This window comes from Actinophytocola sp. (assembly GCF_036555685.1).
Lineage (GTDB): Bacteria > Actinomycetota > Actinomycetes > Mycobacteriales > Pseudonocardiaceae > Actinophytocola.
In genome coordinates, this window is record NZ_DATBKY010000024.1 from 1 (window position 1) to 24,750 (window position 24,750).

Genomic DNA, 24,750 nt, shown 5'->3' on the forward strand with positions numbered 1-24,750 from the left:
CCTTGGGATCGGTCAGCTGAACGCGATCCCCCTCCCGGAACGGTCCGCTCGCCCTGACCTCCGTCACCCTGCTCCCTTCGCCAAAGTCCGCGTGACACTACTCTGTCGGCGGCGTGCCACTGTCGATCACACGGGGGAGATCATGACGTACCCGCCGCAACCGCCCGGACCACCCGGCCCGCAGCAGCCGCCCGGCCCGTACAACCAGGGCCCCTACAACCACGGCCCGTACCAGGGACCGCCGCCCGGGCCGCACTGGGGACCCGGCCCGCAGGGCGGCTACCCGGTCGGGCCACCGCCGAAGAAGCCCCGCAAGGGCCTGATCACCGCGCTGGTGCTCGTCGCGATCCTCGTCGTGGGCGGTGGTGGCGTGGGCGTCTACCTGCTGCTCACCCGCGACGACCCGCGCGGACAGGGCTCGGGTGGGGGCGGCGGTGAGGGCGGCGTCCGGGCCGCGGCCCAGACCTACGTCCGCGAGATGGAGAACGTGCTCAACACCCCGCTCGCCGACGTCGACCTCGGCAAGCTCGAACCGGTCACCTGCGCCGCCGACTTCTCGAAGATGGACGCCGAGATCAAGCAGGCGAAGGACTTCGGCGAGAGCAGCAGCGCCTCGCAAGGGGCCGGGGACCGGGTCCAGGTCCGGATGAAGAACTTCGAGCGCACGTCCGACGGCGCCACGTTCACGATGACCCGGCGCGAGGTCGGCGACGACGACGCCGACAGCGTCGACATGACGGTCGCCAAGGAGGGCGGCGACTGGAAGGTCTGCGGGGTCTACGAGGGCGAGAACGACAGCGGCCCGGGTGGCGACGGGCAGGACGGCGGCGAGGACGGCGGGCCCTCGAGCGGCGAGCTCCCGCCCAACCCCATCCCGACGACCTAGCCCAGCCGGCCGCTCAGCCCGGCCTTCAGGTCCTCCCGCCGGAGCACGCCGGCGGGACGGCCGTCCTGGTCCACCACCAGAAACTGCCAGGCGGCGGTCTCCTCGACGCGCTCGACGATGTCCTCCCCCGGCTCGGAGTCCAGCAGCACGGACTCCGGCCGGATCGGCTCGGCGGCCTGCTCGGCGGGTGCCATCGGGGAGCGTTCGGCCAGCCGCTCGGCGGCGTAGGGGTCGAGCAGGCCCGCGGCCACGCCGTCCGCGCGGACCAGCACCACTCCGCGGCCGGCGGCGGCGCCCAGCGCGTCGGCGACCGGGCTCTCCGCGGGCAGTTGCAGGATCGGCCGGGTCAGATCGGCGAGCCGGAGTCCCTCGGGCCAGCTGCGACGCTGGTCGGAGGCGAGCTCGCCGCGTGCCCCGGAGGCGACGAACCAGGCGGTCAGCGCGCACACGCCGAGCCGCAGCCAGCGGTCCGGGGTCTCGGTGGCGAGGCCCCACAGCGCCCACAGCATGAGCAGCCCGGCGACGAGCCAGCCGCCGACCACCGCGGCCTTCGTGCCGACGCCCCGCTCCCCCGACACCGCCCACACGCCGGCGCGCAGCATCCGCCCCCCGTCCAGCGGCAGGCCCGGGAGCAGGTTGAACACGGCGACCGCGACGTTGGCCACCGCGCACTCGAGGACCAGCAGCCAGAACGGCCCCTGCGCCGGCACGATCAGGAGGATGACCCCGCACAGGGCGGCGAGCACCGCCGAGACCGCCGGCCCGGCCGCAGCGATCACGCCCTCGTGCGCGGGCCGTCGTGGGGTACGCGTGATCTCGGCCAGCCCGCCGAGGAGGAAGAGCCGCAGCCGGCGCACGGGAATGCCCAGGTTCAGCGCGACGACGCAGTGCCCCAGCTCGTGGGCCAGCACGGACGCACCGAGCAGGATCGCGAACGCGGCCGCCAGCAGGATCGACACCACGGCGGTCGCGTGCGGCAGGAAGCGGTCCACGAGCGGCGCGTAGAGCACGACGACCGCGACCGAGCCGATCCACCACGACGGCGACAGGAGCACGGGTACCCCGCGGAACCGGAACAGCAGCAGGCCGCCGTCGCGGTCCGGGCTCCACGTACTCACCGTTGCAGGGTATGGGTCCCGGTGTGGGTCTGTCGTGATGGCCCGACACGCGTGCCGCGGCTCCCCGGAGTGTCGGTGCCCTCGCCTAGGGTCTGTGCCATGACCGAGACCGCCGAGCTCCCCGACACCGCCGACGTTCCGGCGCCACGGAGACCGGCCCTGTCGCCGTCCCGCGCCGGGGATTTCAAGCAGTGCCCGCTGCTGTACCGGTTCCGCGCGGTCGACCGGCTGCCGGAGACCCCGTCGCCGGCGCAGGTACGCGGCATCGTGGTGCACGCGGTGCTCGAGGAGCTGTTCGGCCTGCCCGCGGTCGAGCGGACGCCGGACCGGGCGCACACGTTGCTGTCGCCGGTGTGGCGGCGGCTGCGCGAGGAACGGCCGGAGCTCGCGGAGCTGTTCAGCGACGACGAGATCCTGGCGGGCTGGCTCGAGTCGGCCAGCCGGCTCATCGACGGCTACTTCACGCTGGAGGACCCGCGCCGGCTCGACCCCGAGGCGCGCGAGCTGCTGGTGGAAACCGAGCTGAGCTCGGGCGTGCTGCTGCGCGGGTACATCGACCGCCTCGATGTCGCGCCGACCGGCGAGATCCGGGTGGTCGACTACAAGACCGGCACGGCGCCGCGGGAGATCGGCGAGGCCAAGGCGCTGTTCCAGATGAAGTTCTACGCGCTGGTGCTGTGGCGGCTGCGGGGCGCGGTGCCGCGCCAGCTGCGCCTGATGTACCTGGCCGACCGCCAGTCGCTGACGTACACGCCGGACGAGGCGGAGCTGACCCGTTTCGAGCGGACGCTGGACGCGGTGTGGCAGGCGATCCTGCGGGCCGGGAAGAACGGCGACTTCCGGCCCAACCGCAGCCGGTTGTGCGACTGGTGCGCGCACCGGTCGCTGTGCCCGGAGTTCGGTGGCACGCCGCCGGCCTACCCCGGCTGGCCGGAGCCGGACGCGGGCGAGGAGACACCGCTGGACCGCGCGGACTGACCGTCTCCGCGGGATGCAAAGCGTGGGTTGCGAAGGGTGCGTGGCGTCCCGAGCCGCGAGACACCGGCTAGCTTGGCGTTCATGAGCGATGCGTTCTACGAGCCCCTCGGCGAGGGCCGGTTCACCTCGACGGTGCACTCGACCGGGCCGTGGTCGCCGCAGTCGCAGCACATGGGACCGCCGAGCGCGTTGCTGGTGCGGGCGCTGGAGCGGCTGCCCTCGGCCGCGCCGATGCTGCTGGCGAGGTTCACGGTGGAGATCCTCGGCCCGGTGCCGGTGGCCGAGGTCGCGGTGACGGCCGGCGTCGAGCGGCCGGGCCGGACCGTGGAGTTGCTGAGCGCGGAGCTGTCGGCGGGTGGCCGGCCGGTCGCCCGGGCCCGCGCGTGGCGCCACCTGCGCTCGGACACCTCGGCCGTGGCGGCTCGGGTCGACCCGCCGCTGGCGCCGCCGTCGGCGGGTGAGCCCATGCACCGCCCGGAGAACTGGGGCAAGGGCTACCTGGACGCGATGGAGTGGCGCGCGCTGTCCGGCCACCTGGGCGAACCGGGCCCGGCGACGGTGTGGGCCAGGCAGAACGTGGCGCTCGTATCGGGCGAGGAGCCGACCGGGCTGCAGCGCCTGTTCGTGGTCGCGGACTCGGGCAACGGCGTGTCGGGCCGCCTCGACCCGCACGAGTGGCTGTTCATCAACTCGGAGCTGACCGTCCACCTGCACCGCGAGCCGCGGGCCGAGTGGATAGCGCTGGACGCCGCGACGGCCATCGGCCCGGACGGGGTGGGCACGGCGTTCACCGTCCTGCACGACGCGGACGGTCCGGTTGGCCGGGGCGCGCAGGCGCTGGTGATCCGCCCGCAACGCTGAGGAAACTCCACTGTGGACCGCAGCCACGTGTGCGGCGGCGCGTCTCGAGCGAACAAGACCGGGCGGACCCACCGGGGAGACCGGCGCGGACGCCGGAGAACGGCCCCTCAGAGGCGGCAGGAGCGGATGTCCGACGCCAGGATCGCCTTGGCTCCCAGGGCCGCGAGCCGATCCATGACCACGTTCGCCTCGTTGCGCGGCACCATGGCCCGAACCGCCACCCAGTCCGGCTCGTTCAGCGGTGCCACGGTCGGCGACTCGAGCCCGGGAGTGACCTTGACGGCCTCCTCCAGGAGGGCCTTGGGGCAGTCGTAGTCCAGCATCATGTACTGCTGCGCGAAGACGACACCCTGCAGCCGCGCCGCCATCTGGTCCTTCGCCGGCGAGCCGTCGGCCGAGGTGCCGGTCAGCAGGACCGCCTCGGACTCGCAGATCGGGTCGCCGAAGGCCACCAGGTTGTGCTGGCGCAGCGTCCGCCCGGAGCCGACGACGTCCGCGACCGCGTCCGCCACGCCGAGCTGGACGGAGATCTCCACCGCGCCGTCCAGCCGGATGACCTCCGCCGAGATGCCGCGCTCGCGGAGGTCCTCGCGCACCAGCCGCGGGTACGACGTGGCGAGCCGCTTGCCGGCCAGGTCAGCCGGCGTCCACGAACGGCCGGCCGGCGCGGCGTAGCGGAAGGTCGACGTGCCGAAGCCCAGCGCGAGGCGCTCGGTCACCGGCGCGCCCGAGTCCAGCGCGAGGTCCCGGCCCGTGATGCCGAGGTCCAGCTCGCCCGACCCGACGTAGATGGGGATGTCCTTGGGGCGCAGGAAGAAGAACTCGACGTCGTTGCCCGGATCGAGCACGGTCAGGTCCCGCGAGTCGTGGCGGCCGCGGTACCCCGCCTCGGCGAGCATCTCGGCGGACGGTCCGGCCAGCGCACCCTTGTTGGGCACGGCTACCCGCAGCATGGTGTCTCCCAAATTTGAGGCTCAGAGGTGGCGGTACACGTCATCGAGGGCGAGGCCGCGGCCCAGCATCAGCACCTGCACGCGGTACAGCAGCTGCGACACCTCCTCGGCAAGGCGCTCGTCGGACTCGTGCTCGGCGGCGATCCACACCTCGCCCGCCTCCTCGAGCACCTTCTTCCCCTGCGCGTGCACCCCCGCGTCGAGCGCGGCGACGGTGCCGGAGCCCTCGGGCCGCTGCTCGGCCCGCTCGCGGAGTTCGGCGAACAGCTCGTCGAACGTCTTCACGGACGATGATCCTGCCATCTCACCGCGCCCGCGCCACCAGCGCGGTGAGCTCGGCCACCGTGAGCCCCGCCAGCGACGACCGGAAGAACCGCCGCTCCCCCGGCTCGACCTCGACCTCGCACGGCACGACGAGCACGGCGCACCCCGCGTCCGCAGCCGACGCCGTGCCGGTCGGCGAGTCCTCGATCGCCACGCACGCGGCCGGGTCGACGCCGAGCAGGCGCGCGGCCAGCAGGTACGGCTGCGGGTGTGGCTTGTTCAGACCGCCGACCTCGTCGCCGCACACGGTCACGTCGAACAGCGACCGGCCGATCGTGTCCAGCGCGATCTCGGTCAGGTTCCGCTCGGTCGAGGTCACCAGCGCCATCGGGAAGCCGGCCGCGCGGACCATGGCGAGCGCGGATCGCGCGCCCGGCCGCCAGGGCAGGTCGCCGCGGAACACCTCCGCCATCCGCCGGTCGATCCACGCCGCGCCGTCGGCCAGCTGTTCCGGGGTCGGCGCGTCGATGCCGACCTCGCCGTAGACCAGGTCCAGCGTCCGCTTCACGTTGGTGCCGACCATCGCCTGGCGGGTGGGCAGCGACAGCTCACCGCCCAGCTTCTCGGTCAGCTCGTACAGCGGGATGTCCCACAGCTTCTCGGAGTCCAGCAGCGTGCCGTCGAGGTCCCAGAGGACAGCGGCAGGGAGGGCAGGCGTCATGTGTTGAAGTACTTGGCTTCCGGGTGGTGCAGGACGATCGCGTCGGTCGACTGCTCGGGATGCAGCTGGAACTCCTCGGAGAGCTTCACCCCGATCGGCTCCGGGTCGAGCAAGGCCACGATCTTCTCACGGTCCTCCAGGTTCGGGCAGGCGCCGTAACCGAGCGAGAAGCGCGCGCCGCGGTAGCCGAGCTTGAAGAAGTCCTCCACATCGGACGGATCCTCGGCCGCCACCGCCGTGCCGGAGGCGAACGTCAGCTCCTGCCGGACGCGCCGGTGCCAGTACTCCGCGAGCGCCTCGGCCAGCTGCACGCCCAGGCCGTGCACCTCGAGGTAGTCGCGGTAGGAGTCGGCGGCGAACAGGTCCTGCGCGTACTCCGCGATCGGCTGGCCCATCGTCACGAGCGTGAACGCGACGACGTCGACCTCCCCCGCCCGCAGCGCCAGCGGCCGGGGGCGGAGGAAGTCCGCCAGGCACAGCCGCCTTTCCTTGCGCTGCCGGGGAAAGGTGAACCGAACCCGCTCGGCCGCGTCCGGCGACGGCGCGGCGAGCACCACGAGGTCGTCGTTCTCGGCCACGCACGGGAAGTAGCCGTACACCACGGCCGCGTGCTGCAGGATGCCGTCGGTGGTCAGCCGGTCCAGCCAGTACCGCAGGCGCGGCCGGCCGTCGGTCTCCACGAGCTCCGCATAGGACGGTCCGGACCCGCCACGCGCGCCGCGCAGGCCCCACTGGCCCATGAACGTGGCCCGTTCGTCCAACATGGACGCGTAGTCCGCGAGCGGTACGCCCTTGACGACCTGCCGGCCCCAGAACGGCGGCGCCGGCAGCGGCACGTCGGTGGCCACGTCCGAGCGCGCCGGCGCCGGCTCGTCTGGCTCGGCGGCGGCACGTCGCGCGGCCACCCGCAGGGAACGCTGCCGGCGGGCCTTGCGCTCGGTCACCTTGGCCTGCATCTCCTCGTCGAGCGCGACCGACTCACCGCGCTTCGCGGCCATCAGCCCGTCCATCAGCCGCAGCCCCTCGAACGCGTCGCGGGCGTAGCGGACGTCGCCGGTGAACATCTCCGTGAGGTCGTTCTCCACGTACGACCGGGTGAGCGCGGCACCGCCGAGCAGCACCGGCCAGCGCTGCGCCACCCCGCGGGAGTTCATCTCCTCGAGGTTCTCCTTCATGATCACCGTGGACTTCACCAGCAGGCCCGACATGCCGATGACGTCCGCGCGGTGCTCGGTGGCCGCGTCGAGGATCGTGGTGATCGGCTGCTTGATGCCGAGGTTGACCACGTCGTAGCCGTTGTTGGACAGGATGATGTCGACGAGGTTCTTGCCGATGTCGTGCACGTCGCCCTTCACGGTGGCGAGCACGATCCGGCCCTTGCCGTCGTCGTCGGTCTTCTCCATGTGCGGTTCGAGGTAGGCGACCGCGGCCTTCATCACCTCGGCCGACTGCAGCACGAACGGCAGCTGCATCTGCCCGGAGCCGAACAGCTCGCCGACCGTCTTCATGCCGGACAGCAACGTGTCGTTGATGATCTCCAGCGCGGGGCGCTCCGCGAGCGCCGCGGCCAGGTCGTCGTCGAGGCCGTTGCGCTCGCCGTCGACGATCCGCCGCTCCAGCCGCTCGAACAGCGGCAGCGCGGCGAGCTCGGCGGCCCGGGACTCGCGCGCCGACGACACGGTCGCGCCCTCGAACAGCTCCATCAGCTTCTGCAACGGGTCGTAGCCCTCGCGCCGCCGGTCGTAGACGAGGTCGAGCGCGACCGAGCGCTGCTCGTCCGGGATGCGTGCCATCGGCACGATCTTCGACGCGTGGACGATCGCGGTGTCGAGCCCCGCCTGCACGCACTCGTGCAGGAACACAGAGTTCAGCACCTGGCGGGCGGCCGCGTTGAGTCCGAAGGAGACGTTCGAGACGCCGAGCGTGGTCTTCACGTCCGGGTAGCGCCGCTTGAGCTCGCGGATCGCCTCGATCGTCTCGATCGCGTCGCGACGGGTCTCCTCCTGACCGGTGGAGATCGGGAACGTCAGCGTGTCGACGATGATGTCGTGCACCCGCATGCCCCAGTTGGCGACGAGGTCGTCGATGGTCCGGGCGGCCACCCGCACCTTCCACTCGGCGGTGCGTGCCTGGCCCTCCTCGTCGATGCACATGACGACGACCGCCGCGCCGTGCTCGCGCACCAGCTCCATCGTCCGCCGGAACCGTGACCCCGGGCCGTCGCCGTCCTCGTAGTTCACCGAGTTGACCGCGCACCGGCCGCCGAGCCGCTCCAGGCCGGCGAGGATGACCTCCGGCTCGGTCGAGTCGAGCATGACCGGCAGGGTCGAGGCCGTGGCGAAGCGGCCGGCGAGCTCGGCCATATCCGCGGCGCCGTCCCGGCCCACGTAGTCGACGCACAGATCGAGCAGGTGCGCGCCGTCCCGGGTCTGCGCGCGGGCGATCTCCACGCAGTCCTCGAACCGGCCCTCGAGCATCGCCTCGCGGAACGCCTTCGAGCCGTTGGCGTTGGTCCGCTCGCCGATCACCAGCACGCTCGCGTCCTGCGCGAAGGGCACCGACTGGTACAGCGACGACACGCCCGGCTCGGCCCGCGGCCGGCGCCGCGCCGGGGCCACGTCGCGCACGGCCGCGGCGACCTGGCGGACGTGCTCGCCGGCCGTGCCGCAGCAGCCGCCGACGAGCCGGGTGCCGAACTCGGCCACGAAGCCCGCGAGCGACGAGGCCAGCTCCTCGGGGGTCAGCGGGTAGACGGCGCCGTCCGGGCCCAGCTCGGGCAGGCCAGCGTTGGGCATGACCGACACCGGGACGCGGGCGTGCTTGGCGAGGTACCGCAGGTGCTCGCTCATCTCGGCCGGGCCGGTGGCGCAGTTGAGGCCGATAAGGTCGACGCCGAGCGGCTCGAGCGCGGCGAGCGCGGCGCCGATCTCCGTGCCGAGCAGCATCGTGCCGGTGGTCTCCACGGTCACCTGGGCGATGATCGGTACCCGCCGCCCCTCGGCGGCCATCGCGCGCTTGGCGCCCAGGATCGCCGACTTCGCCTGCAGTACGTCCTGGCAGGTCTCGACGATAACCGCGTCCACGCCGCCGGTGAGCAGCCCGCGCACCTGCTCGAGGTACGCGTCGCGCAGCGCGGCGAACGTGACGTGCCCGAGGGTGGGCAGCTTGGTGCCGGGCCCGACCGAGCCGAGCACGAACCGGGGCCGGCCGGGGTCGGCGAACTCGTCGGCCGTCTCGCGGGCCAGCCGGGCGCCCGCCTCGGCGAGCTCGAAGATCCTCCCGGCGATGTCGTACTCGCCGAGGTTGGCGAGATTCGCCCCGAAAGTGTTGGTCTCGACCGCGTCGGCGCCGGCCTCGAGGTACCCCCGGTGGACCGCGCGGACGACGTCCGGGCGCGTCACGTTGAGGATCTCGTTGCACCCCTCGAGCCCGGCGAAGTCGTCGAGCGTGAGGTCCGCGGCCTGCAGCATCGTGCCCATCGCCCCGTCGGCGACGATCACCCGGTCGGACACGGCCTCGAGCAGCCCGAAGTCGGCGTCGGCTGGCATGCGACCCAGCCTACGATCCCCCGCCACCCGGCACGGGTCGTAGGCTGGCCCGGTGACCGATCCCGACCAGGAGCCGACGAACCAGCCACCCGAGGACGATGGGCCCGAGCTCACCGAGCCCGTACTCGTGGCCGCCTTCGAAGGCTGGAACGACGCCGGTGACGCGGCCAGTGCCGCCATCGAGCACCTCCAGCTCACGTGGGAGGCGACCGAGCTGGCCGAGATCGACCCGGACGACTACTACGACTTCCAAGTGACCCGCCCGACCGTCCGCCTCGTGGACGGGGTGACGCGGCGGGTCGAGTGGCCGACCACCCGGCTGTCGGTGTGCCGCCCGCCCGGAGCCAACCGCGACGTCGTCCTCGTGCACGGCATCGAGCCGAACATGCGGTGGCGCAAGTTCTGCGACGAGCTGCTCGACCACATCGACCGGCTCGGCATCACCACGGTCGTAACGCTCGGCGCGCTGCTCGCCGACACCCCGCACACCCGCCCGGTGCCGGTGACCGGGACCGCCTACGACGCCGCGTCGGCCGCGCAGTTCGGGCTGGAGCGGTCGCGCTACGAGGGTCCGACGGGGATCGTCGGCGTGCTGCAGGACGCGTGCGTGCAGGCCGGCGTGCCGGCGATCTCCATCTGGGCCGCGGTGCCGCACTACGTCTCCCAGCCGCCCTCGCCGAAGGCCACGCTCGCGCTGCTGCACCGGGTCGAGGAGGTCCTCGACATGGAGGTGCCGCTCGGCCAACTGCCCGACCAGGCCGAGGAGTGGCAGCAGACGGTCAGCGAGATGGCCGCCGAGGACGAGGACGTGCGCAACTACGTCCGCGCGCTGGAGGAGCGGGGCGACGCGGAGACCGCGCTGAACGAGACCAGCGGCGACGCGATCGCCGCGGAGTTCGAGCGGTACCTGCGCCGGCGGCGTCCGGGTGGTCCCGGCCGCGGGTCCGCCGGCCCGTCCTGACGTTGGTCGGCCTCGGGAACCGGCGGCTCTCCCGTCGCGGGTTGGCCCGCGCCGGTGTGCACGCCGGCGGGTTCCTGGGGCCGTTCGGCGGCGGCGTCACCGCGGCGATGCTGCCGGAGCTGGGTGCCGACTTCGGCATATCCGCGCCCACCGCGTCGTGGACGATCACCGCGTACCTGGTGCCGTTCGCGGCGCTGATGCTGTTCTCCGGCACGCTCGGCGCGCGCTGGGGGCTGCGGCGCAGCATCCTCGGCGCATACGTCGTGTCGATCGTGGGCTCGCTGCTGTGCGTGGTGGCGGGGACGTTTCCGCTGCTGCTCGCCGGCCGGGCCGTGCAGGGCGTGGCGAACTCGTTCACGACTCCCCTGCTGCTGGCCACGATCGCGGCGACGACCCCGAGGGCGCGGCTGGGCCGCTCCCTCGGCCTGTTCGCGTCGCTGCAGGCCGCCGGCCAGACCTCGGCACCGCTGCTCGGCGGGATCGCGGCGGAGGCGACCTGGCGGCTCGCGTTCGTCGGCGTGGCCGTCGCGGCGGCGGCGCTCGCCGTGATCGGCCTGCCGCCCACGCCGGAGAGCCGGATGCGGGAGCCGGTGCGGCTGCGCTCGGCGTGGCGGCCGGACGTGCTGCGCGCGGCGGCGGTGGCGCTTGTCGGATGGGGCTGCCTGGGCGGCATGACGTTCCTCGTCGCGTTCCGCACCGACGACGCGTTCGGCCTGAGCGCGGGTGCGCGCGGGGTGCTGCTGACCGCGTTCGGCGTGGTCGGCATGCTGACCGCCGGGCTGGTCGGCCGGCTGATCGAGCGCACCGGCGCGCGGACGGGCGCACTCGTCGGCGGGGTCGCGGGCGCGGTGCCGGTCGCGCTGATCGGGCTGATCACGTGGCTGCCCGCGGTGGCGCTGGCGTGGGCCGTGGCCGGCTTCTTCGCCCAGTTCCTGCAGGTCGGCCTGAACGCGCTGGTGCTGACCGGCCCGGGACCGAACCGGGCGGGCGCGGTGTCGGTGGTGCAGGCGTTCCGGTTCGTCGGCGCGTCGCTGACGCCGATCGCCCTCACGCCGGTCTACCACCTCTCGGCGGCGGCCGGCTTCCTGCTGCCCGCGGCGTTGCTGATCACGGTCACGCCGCTGGCCCTGCTCGCCGGCAGGCGGACCGACGGCTCAGAGCAGCACGCCCAGTAGCGCGTCGACCGCGGCGCGGATCTCCACCGGTGCCGCGCGGTCGTGGCCGGAGCCGGACAGGGCGTCGTCGGCCCAGGCGTCCACCGCGCGCAGGGCCTGCGGGGTGTCCAGGTCGTTCGACAGGTGGTCACGCAGCCGCGTGATCGTGCCGGTCGCGTCCGGGCCCGACTCCTGCGCGGTCGCCGCGCGCCACCGGACCAGCCGGGCCTCGGCCTCGGCGAGCACCTCCTGCGTCCACGCGCGGTCCTCGCGGTAGTGGCCCGACAGCAGGCCCAGCCGCAGCGCCATCATGTCCACCTTGTCGGCGCGCAGCCGGGAGACGAACACGAGGTTGCCACGCGACTTGGACATCTTCTCGCCGTCCAGGCCGATCATCCCCGCGTGCGCGTAGTGCCGGGCGAACGGGTGCAGGCCGGTCAACGCCTCCGCGTGCGCGGCGCTGAACTCGTGGTGCGGGAAGATCAGGTCCGTGCCGCCACCCTGCAGGTCGAAGCCCATGCCGAGCCGGTTCTGCGCGATCACGCTGCACTCCACGTGCCAGCCCGGGCGGCCGGCGCCCAGCTCGGAGTCCCAGCTCGGCTCGCCCGGCCGCGCCACGCGCCACAACAGCGCGTCGAGCGGGTGCCGCTTGCCGGGCCGGTCCGGGTCGCCGCCGCGGTCGGCGAAGAACTCGCGCATCGTCGGGTCGTCGTAGTTCGACACCGAGCCGAAGCGGCCGGACGCGTCGTGGGCGAAGTAGATGTCCGGGTACTCGGGGTCGTCGGCGCGGTAGGCCATGCCGGCGGACAGCAGCTTCGCCACCGCCTCGACGATCTCCGGAATCGACTCGACCGCGCCGAGGTAGTTCCGCGGGGGCAGCACCCGCAGCGCCGCCATGTCCTCGCGGAAGAGCGCGATCTCCCGCATGCCGAGCACGACCCAGTCGCTCTGGTCCCGCGCGGCGCGCTCCAGCAGCGGGTCGTCGACGTCGGTCACGTTCTGCACATAGTGGACCTCGTGACCGTTGTCCAGCCACACCCGGTGCACCAGATCGAACGCGAGGTACGTGGCGGCGTGCCCGAGGTGAGTGGCGTCGTACGGGGTGATCCCGCAGACGTACATCCTCGCCGTGGCGCCGGGTGCGGTCGGGCGAATCTCCCCGGTCGACGTGTCGTACAGCCGCAGCGGGCGCGGCGTGCCGGGGACGCGCGGTACCGGATGGGATGGCCAGCTCTGCATGTATTCGACAGTAACGGCCGGTCGATCGGCCGGCCCTGGCCGTCCACATGTGACCCCCGTTACAGCCCGCGGAGCGCACGCGATTCTTCAGCTGCGGAGGGGCTCGAGCGGAAGAGGAACTCATGACATCGGCACAGAGCGGTACGACCGGCAGGTATCTGGTCCTGTTGGAGGACGACTGGAGCGGGGCGACCCGGGAGCTGAACCGGGTGGCCGGGATCCGCGCGGTGGACTCGGCGCAGGCAGGACTCGCCCAGCCCTTGTGGGAGGCCGAGGGGCTGGTGCTGCGCGAGCTGGGCGTGGCGCTGGTGTCCGCGAACCCCGACCAGCTGACCTCGCTGACCGCCGCCGTCGACCAGCCCGGACCGATCGCGCTGGTCGAACCGGAACGGTACGTCCAGGCCATCGCGGCGCCCACCGAGAAGGCGACCGAGGTCGACGAGACCACGTTCACCTGGGGGCTGCAGGCGGTGGGCGCGCCGCACAGCGCGGTGACCGGTGCCGGCGTCCGGGTCGCGGTGCTGGACACCGGACTCGACCTGACCCACCCGGACCTCGCCGGCCGGACGATCACGTCGAAGTCGTTCGTCGAAGGCGAGGAGGTGCAGGACGGCCACGGGCACGGCACGCACTGCGTCGGCACGTCGTGCGGCCCGCGCCGCCCGGCGAGCGGGCCCGGCTACGGCGTCGCGTACGAGGCGGAGATCTATGCGGGCAAGGTGCTCAGCAACGCAGGGTCGGGCGCGGACGGCGGGATCCTCGCCGGCATCGCGTGGGCGATCCAGAACGGGTGCCGGGTCGTGTCGATGTCGCTCGGCGCGGCCGTGCGGCCGGGCCAGCCGTACTCGCGGACCTACGAGCGGGTGGCGAGCCGGGCGCTCGCGCGCGGCACGCTCATCATCGCCGCGGCCGGCAACGAGAGCGACCGCGCGCACGGCGGCATCGCGCCGGTCGGGCATCCCGCGAACTGCCCGTCGATCCTCGCCGTCGGGGCGGTGGACGTGCGCGAGAAGATCGCCGACTTCTCCAGCGCCACGGTCGACGCGGTCGGCGCCGTGGACATCGTCGGCCCGGGGGTGGACGTGTACTCGAGCTGGCCGCTGCCCACGCGGTACCGGCGGATCTCCGGCACCAGCATGGCCACGCCGCACGCGGCCGGCATCGCGGCACTCATCGCGCAGTCGACCGGCGCGAGCGGCTACGAGCTGTGGGCCCGGCTGGCGCAGACCGCACGCCGGCTGAAGCTCCCGTCGACGGACGTGGGCTCGGGCATGGTCCAGGCCCCGTGATCGTTCCCGTACTCGTCTCGGTGGCGGACGACCGGCTCGGCGACCTGTCCGTAGTGGTCGACGGGCTTCGCGACGCCGGCCTGCGGGTGGGTGAGGTTCTCGCCGCGGCCGGCGTCGTCACCGGCACGGTCGACAGCGACCGGATCTCCACGCTGTCGACCGTGCCCGGGGTCGCCGACGTCGAGCCGCAGCAGTCGTTCGGGCTGGCCCCGCCGGACTCGCCGGTCCAGTAGGTCAGCCGAGCACCGCGGCGATCTCGGCCAGCTGCTCGGTACGCAGCGGGCCGTGCCGCAACGCGCCCGCGTTCTCCTCGGCCTGGGCCACGTTGCGGAAGCCCGGGATCGGGATCGTGCGCGGGCTGCGGGCCCAGATCCACCCGAGCGCGCCCTGGGCGAGCGTGCGGCCGTCGCTGGTGAGGATCTCGCGGACGGCGTTCACCCGCTTCGCCCACTCGGCCGTCGGCACGCCGTCTTCGAAGAACCGCAACCATTCCGGCGTGTCCGAGCGGATGTCGGTGCCGGTCGTCGGCGTGCCGGTCGTGCGGCGGCCGAGCAGGCCCATGGCGAGCGGCGTGCGGTTGACGCTCGCGATGTCGTACCGGTCGCACATGGCGAGCATCTCCGGGTCGTCGTGCAGGACGCTCAGCTCGTGCTGCACGGCGATCCCGTGCTCGCCGGCGGCGAACGACGCGGCGCGCTCGGGGTCGTCGACGCTCCAGGCGTAGCCGCGGATGAGCCCCTCGGCGACGAGCTTCTCGCAGGCGTCCACGAGTGGCGCGGCTTCCTCAATGGACGGTTGCGGGTGGAGCTGGTAGAGGTCGATGTGGTCGGTGCGCAGCCGGCGCAGCGACGCCTCCACGGCACGGCGGGCGTACGCCGGGGAGATGTCGTTCCCGTTGAGCACCTTGGTGTCCGGGTCGAACAGGTTGCCCCACTTGGTCGCGATCACCACCTCGTCACGGCGGCCGGCCAGCGCGCGGCCGAGCACCTCCTCGCTGTGGCCCGCGCCGTACACGTCGGCAGTGTCGAAGAACGTCACGCCGAGGTCGAGCGCGCAGTGCACCGCGCGGATCGACTCCTCGTCGTCGACCTCGCCCCAGCCGAGCGGCCGGCCGTCCTTGTCGGAGAACGGGCCGCCGATCGCCCAGCACCCGAAGCCGAGCGCGCTGACCTCGGCGTCTCCCAGCCTCCGCTTCCCCGTCCAGATGTTCGTCTGTGAAGTCATGTACCCCATCCTGGAACCTGGAGCGCGCTTCGGGTCCAGCCCTTTTTTTCGGAGTACTTTTGTGCGCATGGGTGAATCGCGTGGCCGGGTCAAGGTCGAGACGAGTCCGAAGCGTATTCGCGCGTACGTGGGCGGTCACCTCGTGGCCGATACGCGAAACCCGGCCCTGGTATGGGAAATCCCGTACTACCCGACGCTCTACGTGCCGCTCGCCGATCTCCACGCGAAGCTGGAGGCGACCGGCTCGACCGAGCACTCCCCCAGCCGCGGCGAGGCGACGCTGTACGACGTGGTCGTCGACGGCACGGTCGTGAAGACCGCGGCCAGCCGCTACCTCGCCTCGCCGATCCCGGAGCTGCGCGACCTGGTGAAGCTCCACTTCGACGCGATGGACGAGTGGCTGGAGGAGGACGAGCCGATCTACGTCCACCCGCGCGACCCGTACAAGCGGGTCGACATCCTGGCCAGCTCGCGGCACGTGGTCGTGGAGGTCGACGGCGTCACGGTGGCGGACTCGCACCAGCCGCGGATCCTGTTCGAGACCGGCCTGCCGCCGCGGTACTACCTGCCGCTGCCGGACGTGCGGATGGACCTGCTGCGCCCGTCCGACCTCCACACGCACTGCCCGTACAAGGGCACCGCGTCGTACTGGCACCTCGACACGGGCGAGGACGTGCACGAGAACATCGTGTGGATCTACCGCTCGCCCCTGCCGGAGAGCCAGAAGGTCACCGGCCTGGCGTGCTTCTACAACGAGAAGGTCGACATCACCATCGACGGCGAGCCGGTGTCACGCCCGCGCACCCCGTTCAGCTGACGCCGGTTGTCCACAGTGCTCAGCCACTCGCACCGATCTTGTCGGTGGTCGCCGGTAGCGTGGTGGTCGGGGGCCGGAGGCCGGCGTTCAACATGGCGTGTGGCGAGTCAGGCGCGCTGGTACTCCTCCCATGTCACCTTCGTGACCTGGGGGCCGTCGTCCGGGCCGTGGTTCGCCAGGCCGTTCAGGCCCAGGTAGTAGTCGCCGGCCTGATGTTGCGCGGCGGGCGACTGGTCGGTGTCGGAGATGGCGATCGCGTGGATGTGGAAGCCCCAGTCGCCCTGTGACGGGGTACGGCGCCAGGCGGCGAAGCCGACCTGGCGCAGCCGCCGCACGACCGTGGTCTGGGTGGCCTCCGACATGCCCGACACGGAGATGTCCAGCGCGCCGCCGCCGTCGTGCGTGCCGGCGGACGACGGGTCCCCGCCCGGGTTGTACGAGCCCTGCGTGATTCCCAGCTGCCGGCCGAGCAGGGTCTCCGCCTCGACCAGCATCGCCTTGGTGCGGGTGTTCATCGTGGCGCCGTGGTACGTGACGTGCGCACCCGGGGTGAGCAGGTGCGTCACCGTGAAGCGGCCCTCACCCAGCGTCTGCAGCGAGGTGCGACCGGGCAGGCCCGAGGCGTCGAGGCCGGTGTAGCCGAGCGAGCGCTGCCAGGCCGCGTACGCGTCGATGGTCTTCGTGCCGAAGTGCCCGTCCACGTACGTCGGGGCCAGCAGGTTCTTCGCGTCCAGCGCCTGCTCGACCAGCAGCACGCTGGCCTTCGCGCCGGTCGTCGGGGTCGTGTCCGGCCGGCGCGGGTCGATCTGGGCCGCCTTGATCACCGCCTCCATGTTCGCGGCCGGCAGCGCGGGTGCGGCGAACGCGGGCACCGCCACGGCGCCGGCGACCAGAGCGAGCAGGCTTGCGCCCACGACGAGGCGAACCCCCATGACAACTCCTCACCAAGAGTCGACGATCTAGGTCAAGAGTCAACCGTGGCGGGCGGGTTATGGCAAGAGGGAGTCAATCGCCTTGTAGAGGCGCTTCTCCGACACCGGGTACGCCGTTCCGAGGGTCTGGGCGAAGTAGCCGATCCGCAGCTCCTCGATCATCCACCGGATCGAACCGTCGTCGCCCGGGCGGCCGCGTACCTCCGCGTACGCCTGCTGCACGTCCTGCACCGCGTACGTCCACTCGAGATCCCGGTCCGGGCGCTCCGGCAGCTTGTCCAGCCGCCGCTCGATGCCCCGCAGGTAACGCTCCACATCGGACAAGCGAGCGAGGCCGGTCGCGGTGACGAAATCCTTGTACACCAAGGCGGCTCGCTGCGCCCGCATGTCCGCGATCGACTCGGCGAAGACCTGTCCAGTCATCCGGGACAGCGCGGCGTCCACCGACGCGTCGACGGTCAGCACGCCGCGCACCCGGTCCAGCGCCGTGTACACCGTGTCCGCGAGATCCGACCGGACCGCCGTACAGAGCGCCGCGAACTCCTCGGGTGTCCACACCGGACCACCCGCCGCGGCGATCAGCGCGTCGGCCGCCGCGTCGAGGCAGTCCGCCAGCAGGGCCGGCACGCTGCCGTGCGGGTTCGCCGACAGCGCGAGCTTCGCGGCGTTCGGCAACCGGCGGACGACCTGCTTCACCGGCGAGGGCACTGTGAGCAGCACCAGCCGCCGGGTCCCCCGCCACATCTCCCGCGCCTGCTCGGCCGGGTCGTCGAACAGCCGGATCGCGACCGACGAGCCGGTGTCGACGAGCGCCGGGTACGCGGTCACGTGCTGGCCCGCACGCTCAAGCGACACGCTGCGCGAGAGCGTGCCGAACGTCCACGCGGTCAGGCCCTCCTGTGTGATCCCTTCGGAGCCGGCGGCCAGCGACTCACGCACCTGCGTGGCGAGCTCCCGCTTGAGCGCCCCGAGGTCCTTGCCCTCGAGCACGGGCCGGTCGCCGTCCACGACCTGGAAGGTCGTGCGCAGGTGTTGCGGCACCGCCTCGAGCTGCCACGCGTCCGGCGGTACGACCACGCCGCTGAGCGCGCGCAGCTCGGCGGCGACCTGGTCCAGCGTCGGCTCGGCGACCGACGCGAGCCGGTCGCGGACGGCCGCGGCGAAGTCGGGCACCGGCACGAAGTTGCGCCGCAACGGCTTCGGGAGCGAGCGGATGAGCGCGGTGATCAGCTCGTCGCGCATGCCCGGGATCTGCCACGGCAAGCCGTCCGCGCTGACCTTGCCCAGCAGCGCCAGCGGCACCTGGACGGTCACCCCGTCGGTGGCCGTGCCGGGCTCGAACCGGTACGCCAACCCGAGCCGGATGTCGTTGTGGGACATGGCGTCCGGGTACGCGTCCGGGCTCACGTCGCCCGCCCCGGGATGCACCAGCATCGCCGGGTCGAACGTCAGCAGGTCGGGCTCGGTGCGCCGCGCCTTCTTCCACCAGGTGTCGAAATGCCGGCCGGACACGACCTCCGCGCCGACCCGCCGGTCGTAGAAGTCGAACAACGTCTCCTCGTCGACGACGATGTCGCGCCGCCGCGCCTTGTGCTCCAGCTCCTCGGCCTCGGCGAGCAGCTCGGCGTTGCGCCGCAGGAACCGGTGGTTCGAGTGCCACTCCCCCTGCACGAGCGCGTGCCGGAGGAACAGCTCGCGGGACACCTCGGGGTCGATCCGCCCGTAGTTCACCGCCCGGTCGACGACGATCGGCAGGCCCAGCAGCGTGACCCGCTCGGTCGCCATCACCGCCGCGCGCTTCTTCTCCCAGCGGGGCTCGCTGTACGTCCGCCGCACGAGGTGCCCGGCGATCGGCTCGATCCAGTCCGGGTCGATGCGCGCGACGATCCGGCCCCACAGCCGGGTCGTCTCGACCAGCTCGGCGGCCATCACCCAGCGCGGCTGCTTGCGGAACAGCGCCGAACCGGGGAAGATCCCGAACCTCGCGTTGCGCGCGCCGAGGTAGTCCTTGCTCGCCGGGTCCTTCATGCCGACGTGCGAGAGCAGCCCGGAGAGCAACGCCTGGTGGATCCGCGCGGGCTCGGCCGGCGTGTCGTTCGGCGTGACGTCCAGGCCCTTGGCCATCTGGCGCAGTTGCGCCGCGACGTCCTGCCACTCGCGCACGCGCAGGTAGTTGAGGAACTCCGCGCGGCACATCTTGCGGAACCGGTTCGCGGACAGCTCCTTGCGCTGCTCGGTCAGGTACCGCCACAGGTTGAGGAAGGTCAGGAAGTCCGAGTCGGGGTCACGGAAGCGGGCGTGCTGCTGGTCGGCCTGCGCCTGCTTGTCCACCGGCCGCTCGCGTGGGTCCTGGATGGACAGCGCGGCGGCGATCACGACGACCTCGCTGACCGAGCCGTTGCGGTCGGCGGCCAGCACCATGCGGGCGAGCCGCGGGTCGACGGGCAGCCGGGCGAGCTTGCGGCCCAGCGGGGTCAGGCGCGGCACCGTCGTCTGCGCGGTGTCCTTCGTGGCGCGCTCCAGCGCGCCGAGCTCGTTCAGCAGGTTCATGCCGTCGGCGATGTGCCGACGGTCGGGCGGTTCGACGAACGGGAACGCCGCAATGTCGCCGAGGTCGGCGGCGGCCATCTGCAGGATGACCGAGGCGAGGTTGGTGCGCAGGATCTCCGGGTCGGTGAACTCCGGGCGCGCGTCGAAGTCGTCCTCGGCGTAGAGCCGGACGCAGATGCCGTCCGAGGTACGCCCGCAGCGGCCGGTGCGCTGGTTGGCGGAGGCCTGCGAGATCTTCTCGATCGGCAGCCGCTGGACCTTCAACCTGTTTGAGTACCGGGAGATCCGCGCGAAGCCGGGGTCGATCACGTACTTGATGCCCGGCACGGTCAGCGAGGTCTCGGCGACGTTGGTCGCGAGCACGACCCGCCGGCCGCGGTGCGGCTGGAAGACCCGCTTCTGCTCCCCAGTGGACAGCCGGGCGTACAGCGGCAGGATCTCGGTGCCGGGCCGGTCCTGGGCGACGAGCGCGTCCGCGGTGTCGCGGATCTCCCGCTCGCCGGACAGGAAGACGAGGATGTCGCCGGGTCCCTCGGCGCACAGCTCGTCGACCGCGTCGAGGATCGCCTGGGTCTGGTCGCGGTCTGGGTCGGCGTCCGGGTCGTCGGGGTCCACGACCGGGCGGTAGCGCACCTCGACCGGGTAGGTGCGGCCGGATACCTCGACGATGGGGGCCTCGTCGAAGTGCCGGGAGAACCGCTCCGGGTCGATCGTGGCCGAGGTGATGATCACCTTCAGGTCCGGGCGGCGCGGCAGCAGCCGTTTGAGGTAGCCGAGGATGAAGTCGATGTTGAGGCTGCGCTCGTGCGCCTCGTCGATGATCAGCGTGTCGTACTGTCGGAGCTGGCGGTCGGACTGCAGCTCGGCGAGCAGGATGCCGTCGGTCATGAGCTTGACCAGCGTGTCGTCGCCGACCTGGTCGGTGAACCGGATCTTCCAGCCGACCGCGCCGCCGAGCGGCACGTCGAGCTCGTCGGAGATCCGCTCCGCGACCGTGCGCGCGGCGATCCGGCGTGGCTGGGTGTGTCCGATCTGACCACGCACGCCGCGACCGAGCTCCAGGCAGATCTTGGGCAGCTGCGTCGTCTTTCCCGAGCCGGTCTCGCCGGCCACGATCACGACCTGGTGCTCGGCGATCGCCTTGCGGATCGCGTCCCGCTTCTGGCTGATCGGCAGCTCTTCGGGGTAACTGATCACCGGTACCGCGGCCCGGCGGCGCTCGACGCGCGCGGCGGCCTTGTCGACCTCGGCGGCGATCTCGGCGGCCCGCTGCCGCTTCACCGAGTCGTCGCGGATCTTGCCGAGCCCGTCGAGCCTGCGCCGCAGCCGCCGCTCGTCGCGCAGCGTCAGCTCACCGAGGCGCTTGCGGAGGTCGGCCGGACTGGGGCTCGTACGTGGCACAGTCATACGTCTGCTCAGCGTAACGGCCGGCGCGACCTGGTTATTTCGGGCGCGCTTACTCGAACGGGGCCGGGTCCCCCGCGCCCTTGCGGATGATGACCGGCTCGTCGGTCGAATAGTCGACCACGGTCGTCGGCTCGGTGCCACACTCGCCGGAGTCGATCACCGCGTCCACGGCGTGGTCGAGGAGCTCCTTGATCTCCCAGCCCTGCGTCATCGGATCCTCCTCGCCGGGCAGCAGCAGCGTGCTCGACAGCAGCGGCTCCCCCAGCTCGTCGAGGATCGCCTGCGCCACCACGTGGTCCGGGATCCGCACGCCGACGGTCTTCTTGCGCGTGTTGAGCAGCCGGCGCGGAACCTCCTTGGTGGCGGGGAGGATGAAGGTGTAGCTGCCGGGCGTGGCGGCCTTGATCGCGCGGAAGACCGTGTTGGACAGGTGGACGAGCTGGCCCAGCTGCGCGAAGTCGTGGCACACCAGCGTGAAGTGGTGCCGGTCGTCGAGCTGGCGGATCTGGCGGATGCGCTCCATGCCGTTCTTGTTGCCGGCGAGGCAGCCGAGGGCGAAGCACGAGTCGGTCGGGTACGCGATCAGCCCGCCGTCCCGCAGGATCGCGACCACCTGGCCGATCGAGCGCCGCTGCGGGTTCTCCGGATGCACGTCGAAGTACTTCGCCACGCGATCGAGCCTAGGGGTGGTCGGGCGGCGCGAGTACCTGGGTACTCATGAGGTGGTCGAGCTCGCCCTGCGGGTCGTCGGTCAGTCCGCTGTGCGCGGGTGAGGTCTGGACGATCGTGCTGCGTGGCGCGGTCAGCCACCGGAACCGCTGGCCGAGCGAGCTGCCGGCCAGCGGCCCCGTGCCGTCGCAGGCCTGGCTCCACGAGCGCAGCGCGTCGCGGAGGACGTCGAGGTCCATCGCCGGGTCGAGGGCGCCCAGGCGCGCGGCGTCCACATGGGTCTGGCAGCGGAGGAACTCCAGTGGTGCGCAGTAGACGATCGCGCCCACGTTCATGAACTCGCCGCGCTCCTGCCGCGGGACCGCGCGCACCAGCGCGTACTCAAACACGTGCGGCACGGGCCTCCTCCAACGCCGGGACCCAGGCGTCCGCCCGCCCCAACCTGCTTTCGAAGAAGGCACGGTACGCGGCCCGCACCTCGGCGGGCGAGCCGAGCGCCGTGTCGAACCAGTCGTCCGGCACGAGCGCGAGGACCTCGTCGAGCACCTCGCCGGTGACGAGCGGGCGCAGCGCCCGGTCGGCGTCGGTGACCGACCCGGCGGCCGGCAGCATCACGTGGTCCCCCGCGTCGTAGCGGTAGTCCGCGGCCGGCTGCCAGCCCGGGCCCCAGCGGTGGTGGAAGTACAGCGACGCGCCGTGGTCGATCAGGTGGATCTCCCGGTGCCACAGCAGCATGTTCGGGTTGCGCCAGCTCCGGTCGACGTTCAGCACGAGCGTGTCGAACCACAGCAGCCGCGCGGCGAGCTCCGCGCCCGGGTCACGGACCCGGGGGTTGTAGTCGAACGAGCCGGGCAGGTAGTCGACGCCGAGGTTGACCCCGCCGCTCGCGTTCAGCAGGTCCTGGATCTCCTCGTCCGGCTCGGCCTTCGCGAGCTGCGGGTCGAGGCCGACCAGCACGAGCTCCGGCACCCGGAAGCCGAGCCGCCCCGCCAGCTCGCCGACGACGATCTCGGCCACGAGCGCCTTGAGCCCCTGGCCGGCGCCGCGGAACTTGAGCACGTACATGCCGAGGTCGTCCGCCTCGACCAGGCCCGGCAGCGACCCGCCCTCGCGGAACGGGGTGACGTACCGGGTGGCCGTGACGGTGCGCAGCCCGCTCCGCTGATCCACGCCAGCATCATGCCGCACCCGGACGCGGCGTTCACCCGACTTCCGCCGCGGGCACGCGGGCCCGCAGCCCGGTCGCGAGGACGGCGAGCGCGCCGGCCACGGAAAGCGCCGCCGTGACGATCGCCGCGGTGTCCCACCCGGACACGATCGCGGCCGGAGTGTCATGTGCGGCAAGCATTGTCACGATCGTGACGCCGACCGCGCCGCCGACGTAGCGGGCCGTGTTGTTGGCACCGCTGCCCACGCTGCTCTGTCCAACAGGGACACTCGCGACGGCGATCTGGCCGAGCGCCGCGTTGAGCACGCCGCTGCCGACGCCCGCCACGAGCATGCCGGGCAGCAGGTCGAGTGCGGACGCGTCGGGGTGCAGCCCGGCCAGCAGCGCGAGGCCCGCCGCGACCACGACCAGGCTCACCACTAGCCGGTACCGCACGGTGAACGCGGCGGGCAGGCGGCGGGCCAGCAGAGCCACCACCGCGCTCGTGCCGGACCAGGCGAAGATCATGGCCCCGGCCTGCAGCGTGGTGAAGTCGAGCGCGCGCTGCAGGAATGCCGGCGAGAACGACATCAGCCCGATCACGCCGGCACCGGTCGCGAGCGCGGCCGCGACGGAGGCCACGAACGCGGGCCGGCGGAACAGCGCGAGGTCGAGCATCGGCTCGCCCACCCGGCGCTCCCAGCGTCCGAAGGCGGCCACCAGCACCGCCGCCGCGACGAGCAGCCCGATCGGCACCGGCCCCCAATGCAGCCTGCCCTCGACCATGCCGGCGAGCAGCGCCATGAGCCCGCCCGCGAGCAGCAGCGCGCCGAGGAGGTCGACCCGCCGCGGGGCGGGTGCGCGGGACTCCGCCAGCAGCAGCCGGCCGGCCACGACGAGCGCCACCGAGCCGGCGGCGAGCAGCCAGAACCCGGCGCGCCAGCCGGCCGTCTCGTCCAGCCAGCCCATCACGAGCGGTCCGGCCGCGATGCCGGCGCCGACGGTCGCCCCCCACACGCCGGTGGCGCGGATGCGTTCCGGCCCCGCCGGGAAGGTGTGCCCGATCAGGCCGAGGCTGCACGCGATCACGGCCGCACCGCCGATCCCCTGCCCGATCCGCGCGGTCACGAGGATCAGGGTGTTCGGGGCGAGTGCCCCGGCCGCGGACGTGACCGCGAGGGCGGCCGCGCCGAACACGAGCATCCGCCGCCTGCCGTGGTCGTCGCCCACCGCGCCGGTGACCAGCAGCGCGACCGCGAGGCCGACGCTCATCGAGCTGAGGATCCAGGCCTGGCCACCGGGTCCGCTGCCCAGCTCGCGCGCCGTGCTGACGATCGTGGTCAGCGGCGTGGTGAAGGCGACGAGCACCAGGAACGTCGCCGATGCCGCCACGCCGAGGGTTCTGGTCCGCACGTCGTCTCCTTAAGTTCAGTCATTGAACTCTAACACTTGAAGTTCAGTGAATGAACCGAAGCGGGTAGACTCCCACGATGTGGCACTGGGACGGGACTACGAGAAGCAGAACTGCTCGCTGGCGCGCGCCCTGGAGGTGATCGGCGAGCGGTGGACGATCCTCGTGCTGCGCGACCTGTTCTACGGCATCCACCGGTTCACCGACCTGCAGGCGCACCTGGACATCCCGCGCGCCGTGCTGACCGACCGGCTCACGCGGCTCACGGCCGAGGGTGTGGTGCGGCGGAGCGAGTACCAGCGCGGGCGGTACGAGTACTCGCTGACCGCGCACGGCCGGGAGCTGTGGCCGGCCTTGTTCGCGCTGTCCCAGTGGGGCGACCGGCACAACGCACCGGAGGGACCCCGGCGGCTCTTCAGCCATGCGCCGTGTGCGACGGACCTGGCTGCCGGTGGGATGTGTCCGGGATGTGGGACGGTGCCGGCGCCGGAGGAGATCGACGTCCGGCCCGGGCCGGGGGCTCGGCCGGACCGGACCGACGCCGCCAGCGTCGCCTTGCGTTCTCGGCACCGGCTCCTGACGCCGCTGCTCACCGACGCCTGACCCGTTCGAAACGCCGCG

Annotated in this window: 23 protein-coding genes; 9 read left to right on the forward strand and 14 right to left on the reverse strand. The window is 72.5% G+C overall.

The window, feature by feature from the left end:
• Positions 1–67 (reverse strand): hypothetical protein (locus VH969_RS34435; protein ID WP_414638414.1); only part of this gene is annotated, 67 nt, incomplete at its 3' end.
• A 75-nt stretch (positions 68–142) separates the two neighbouring features.
• Here VH969_RS34435 and VH969_RS02350 point away from each other — a divergent pair.
• Positions 143–886 (forward strand): Rv0361 family membrane protein, encoded by a 744-nt coding sequence (locus tag VH969_RS02350; RefSeq protein WP_331969557.1) that lies wholly within the window; start codon positions 143–145, stop codon positions 884–886.
• Here VH969_RS02350 and VH969_RS02355 read toward each other — a convergent pair.
• A complete protein-coding gene (locus VH969_RS02355; RefSeq protein WP_331969560.1) occupies positions 883–2,004 on the reverse strand; it encodes a site-2 protease family protein in 1,122 nt (373 codons plus the stop codon). The genes VH969_RS02350 and VH969_RS02355 overlap by 4 nt on opposite strands.
• A 99-nt stretch (positions 2,005–2,103) precedes the next feature.
• Here VH969_RS02355 and VH969_RS02360 point away from each other — a divergent pair, with 99 nt between their 5' ends.
• On the forward strand, positions 2,104–2,982 hold the full coding sequence (locus VH969_RS02360; RefSeq protein WP_331969563.1) for a RecB family exonuclease: 879 nt from the start codon (positions 2,104–2,106) through the stop codon (positions 2,980–2,982).
• An 81-nt stretch (positions 2,983–3,063) separates the two neighbouring features.
• The gene (locus VH969_RS02365; protein WP_331969566.1) at positions 3,064–3,843 is read left to right on the forward strand and encodes a thioesterase family protein; all 780 of its coding nucleotides are present in this window, start codon (positions 3,064–3,066) and stop codon (positions 3,841–3,843) included.
• A 107-nt stretch (positions 3,844–3,950) separates the two neighbouring features.
• Here the strand turns inward: VH969_RS02365 and hisG are convergent, their stop codons facing one another.
• From hisG to metH, 4 genes are read right to left on the reverse strand one after another with little or no spacing between them, the layout of a single operon-like run.
• Positions 3,951–4,796, reverse strand: a complete 846-nt coding sequence (gene hisG, locus VH969_RS02370) for an ATP phosphoribosyltransferase (protein ID WP_331969569.1) — start codon at positions 4,794–4,796, stop codon at positions 3,951–3,953.
• Positions 4,797–4,817: 21 nt separating this feature from the next.
• On the reverse strand, positions 4,818–5,081 hold the full coding sequence (locus tag VH969_RS02375; protein WP_331969572.1) for a phosphoribosyl-ATP diphosphatase: 264 nt from the start codon (positions 5,079–5,081) through the stop codon (positions 4,818–4,820).
• 19 nt (positions 5,082–5,100) lie between these two features.
• On the reverse strand, positions 5,101–5,781 hold the full coding sequence (locus tag VH969_RS02380; protein ID WP_331969575.1) for an HAD family hydrolase: 681 nt from the start codon (positions 5,779–5,781) through the stop codon (positions 5,101–5,103).
• Entirely contained in the window at positions 5,778–9,329 is a 3,552-nt protein-coding gene (gene metH, locus VH969_RS02385; RefSeq protein WP_331969578.1) for a methionine synthase, read from the reverse strand. Before metH ends, VH969_RS02380 begins: the two co-directional genes overlap by 4 nt.
• A gap of 52 nt (positions 9,330–9,381) precedes the next feature.
• Between metH and VH969_RS02390 the strand changes: the two genes are divergently transcribed.
• Together VH969_RS02390 and VH969_RS02395 are read left to right on the forward strand one after the other, a co-directional pair.
• Positions 9,382–10,290, forward strand: a complete 909-nt coding sequence (locus VH969_RS02390; protein WP_331969581.1) for a PAC2 family protein — start codon at positions 9,382–9,384, stop codon at positions 10,288–10,290.
• A 41-nt stretch (positions 10,291–10,331) separates the two neighbouring features.
• The gene (locus VH969_RS02395) at positions 10,332–11,465 is read left to right on the forward strand and encodes an MFS transporter (protein WP_331969584.1); all 1,134 of its coding nucleotides are present in this window, start codon (positions 10,332–10,334) and stop codon (positions 11,463–11,465) included.
• Here the strand turns inward: VH969_RS02395 and mshC are convergent.
• Entirely contained in the window at positions 11,445–12,683 is a 1,239-nt protein-coding gene (gene mshC / locus VH969_RS02400; protein ID WP_331969587.1) for a cysteine--1-D-myo-inosityl 2-amino-2-deoxy-alpha-D-glucopyranoside ligase, read from the reverse strand. The two genes, VH969_RS02395 and mshC, sit on opposite strands and share 21 nt — an antisense overlap.
• A 122-nt stretch (positions 12,684–12,805) precedes the next feature.
• Between mshC and VH969_RS02405 the strand changes: the two genes are divergently transcribed.
• Positions 12,806–13,972 (forward strand): S8 family peptidase, encoded by a 1,167-nt coding sequence (locus VH969_RS02405; protein ID WP_331969590.1) that lies wholly within the window; start codon positions 12,806–12,808, stop codon positions 13,970–13,972.
• Complete coding sequence (locus VH969_RS02410; RefSeq protein ID WP_331969593.1) at positions 13,969–14,205, forward strand: hypothetical protein; 237 nt, start codon at positions 13,969–13,971, stop codon at positions 14,203–14,205. The genes VH969_RS02405 and VH969_RS02410 overlap by 4 nt, the downstream gene beginning before the upstream one ends.
• A gap of 1 nt (position 14,206) precedes the next feature.
• Here VH969_RS02410 and VH969_RS02415 read toward each other — a convergent pair whose 3' ends face one another.
• Positions 14,207–15,196 carry an aldo/keto reductase gene (locus VH969_RS02415; RefSeq protein ID WP_331969596.1) on the reverse strand — a complete coding sequence of 330 codons (990 nt, stop codon included), beginning with the start codon at positions 15,194–15,196 and terminating at the stop codon, positions 14,207–14,209.
• 67 nt (positions 15,197–15,263) lie between these two features.
• Between VH969_RS02415 and VH969_RS02420 the strand changes: the two genes are divergently transcribed.
• On the forward strand, positions 15,264–16,013 hold the full coding sequence (locus tag VH969_RS02420) for a DUF427 domain-containing protein (RefSeq protein ID WP_331969599.1): 750 nt from the start codon (positions 15,264–15,266) through the stop codon (positions 16,011–16,013).
• Positions 16,014–16,120: 107 nt separating this feature from the next.
• Here the strand turns inward: VH969_RS02420 and VH969_RS02425 are convergent, their stop codons facing one another.
• The 6 genes from VH969_RS02425 to VH969_RS02450 are packed head-to-tail and all read right to left on the reverse strand — an operon-like array spanning position 16,121 to position 24,131.
• Entirely contained in the window at positions 16,121–16,945 is an 825-nt protein-coding gene (locus tag VH969_RS02425) for a peptidoglycan-binding protein (protein ID WP_331969602.1), read from the reverse strand.
• A 57-nt stretch (positions 16,946–17,002) separates the two neighbouring features.
• On the reverse strand, positions 17,003–20,902 hold the full coding sequence (gene hrpA, locus VH969_RS02430; protein WP_331969606.1) for an ATP-dependent RNA helicase HrpA: 3,900 nt from the start codon (positions 20,900–20,902) through the stop codon (positions 17,003–17,005).
• 49 nt (positions 20,903–20,951) lie between these two features.
• Complete coding sequence (locus tag VH969_RS02435; protein WP_331969609.1) at positions 20,952–21,572, reverse strand: L-threonylcarbamoyladenylate synthase; 621 nt, start codon at positions 21,570–21,572, stop codon at positions 20,952–20,954.
• Positions 21,573–21,582: 10 nt separating this feature from the next.
• Complete coding sequence (locus tag VH969_RS02440) at positions 21,583–21,969, reverse strand: DUF3037 domain-containing protein (protein WP_331969612.1); 387 nt, start codon at positions 21,967–21,969, stop codon at positions 21,583–21,585.
• Entirely contained in the window at positions 21,953–22,741 is a 789-nt protein-coding gene (locus tag VH969_RS02445; protein ID WP_331969615.1) for a HipA family kinase, read from the reverse strand. Before VH969_RS02445 ends, VH969_RS02440 begins: the two co-directional genes overlap by 17 nt.
• Positions 22,742–22,772: 31 nt before the next feature.
• Entirely contained in the window at positions 22,773–24,131 is a 1,359-nt protein-coding gene (locus tag VH969_RS02450; protein WP_331969618.1) for an MFS transporter, read from the reverse strand.
• A gap of 79 nt (positions 24,132–24,210) precedes the next feature.
• Between VH969_RS02450 and VH969_RS02455 the strand changes: the two genes are divergently transcribed.
• Positions 24,211–24,732: a winged helix-turn-helix transcriptional regulator gene (locus tag VH969_RS02455; RefSeq protein ID WP_331969621.1), complete on the forward strand. Its 522-nt coding sequence runs from the start codon at positions 24,211–24,213 to the stop codon at positions 24,730–24,732.
• The last annotated feature ends 18 nt before the right edge of the window (positions 24,733–24,750 follow it).

What these genes read in the sequence shown, in the direction of transcription:
- mshC (WP_331969587.1), bottom strand. Translation starts at nt 12,683, where the DNA reads ATGCAGAGCTGGCCATCCCATCCGGTACCGCGCGTCCCCGGCACGCCG.
- hrpA (WP_331969606.1), bottom strand. Translation starts at nt 20,902, where the DNA reads ATGACTGTGCCACGTACGAGCCCCAGTCCGGCCGACCTCCGCAAGCGC.
- VH969_RS02415 (WP_331969596.1), bottom strand. Translation starts at nt 15,196, where the DNA reads ATGACTTCACAGACGAACATCTGGACGGGGAAGCGGAGGCTGGGAGAC.
- hisG (WP_331969569.1), bottom strand. Translation starts at nt 4,796, where the DNA reads ATGCTGCGGGTAGCCGTGCCCAACAAGGGTGCGCTGGCCGGACCGTCC.
- VH969_RS02360 (WP_331969563.1), top strand. Translation starts at nt 2,104, where the DNA reads ATGACCGAGACCGCCGAGCTCCCCGACACCGCCGACGTTCCGGCGCCA.
- VH969_RS02420 (WP_331969599.1), top strand. Translation starts at nt 15,264, where the DNA reads ATGGGTGAATCGCGTGGCCGGGTCAAGGTCGAGACGAGTCCGAAGCGT.
- VH969_RS02425 (WP_331969602.1), bottom strand. Translation starts at nt 16,945, where the DNA reads ATGGGGGTTCGCCTCGTCGTGGGCGCAAGCCTGCTCGCTCTGGTCGCC.
- VH969_RS02365 (WP_331969566.1), top strand. Translation starts at nt 3,064, where the DNA reads ATGAGCGATGCGTTCTACGAGCCCCTCGGCGAGGGCCGGTTCACCTCG.
- VH969_RS02380 (WP_331969575.1), bottom strand. Translation starts at nt 5,781, where the DNA reads ATGACGCCTGCCCTCCCTGCCGCTGTCCTCTGGGACCTCGACGGCACG.
- VH969_RS02350 (WP_331969557.1), top strand. Translation starts at nt 143, where the DNA reads ATGACGTACCCGCCGCAACCGCCCGGACCACCCGGCCCGCAGCAGCCG.
- VH969_RS02405 (WP_331969590.1), top strand. Translation starts at nt 12,806, where the DNA reads ATGACATCGGCACAGAGCGGTACGACCGGCAGGTATCTGGTCCTGTTG.
- metH (WP_331969578.1), bottom strand. Translation starts at nt 9,329, where the DNA reads ATGCCAGCCGACGCCGACTTCGGGCTGCTCGAGGCCGTGTCCGACCGG.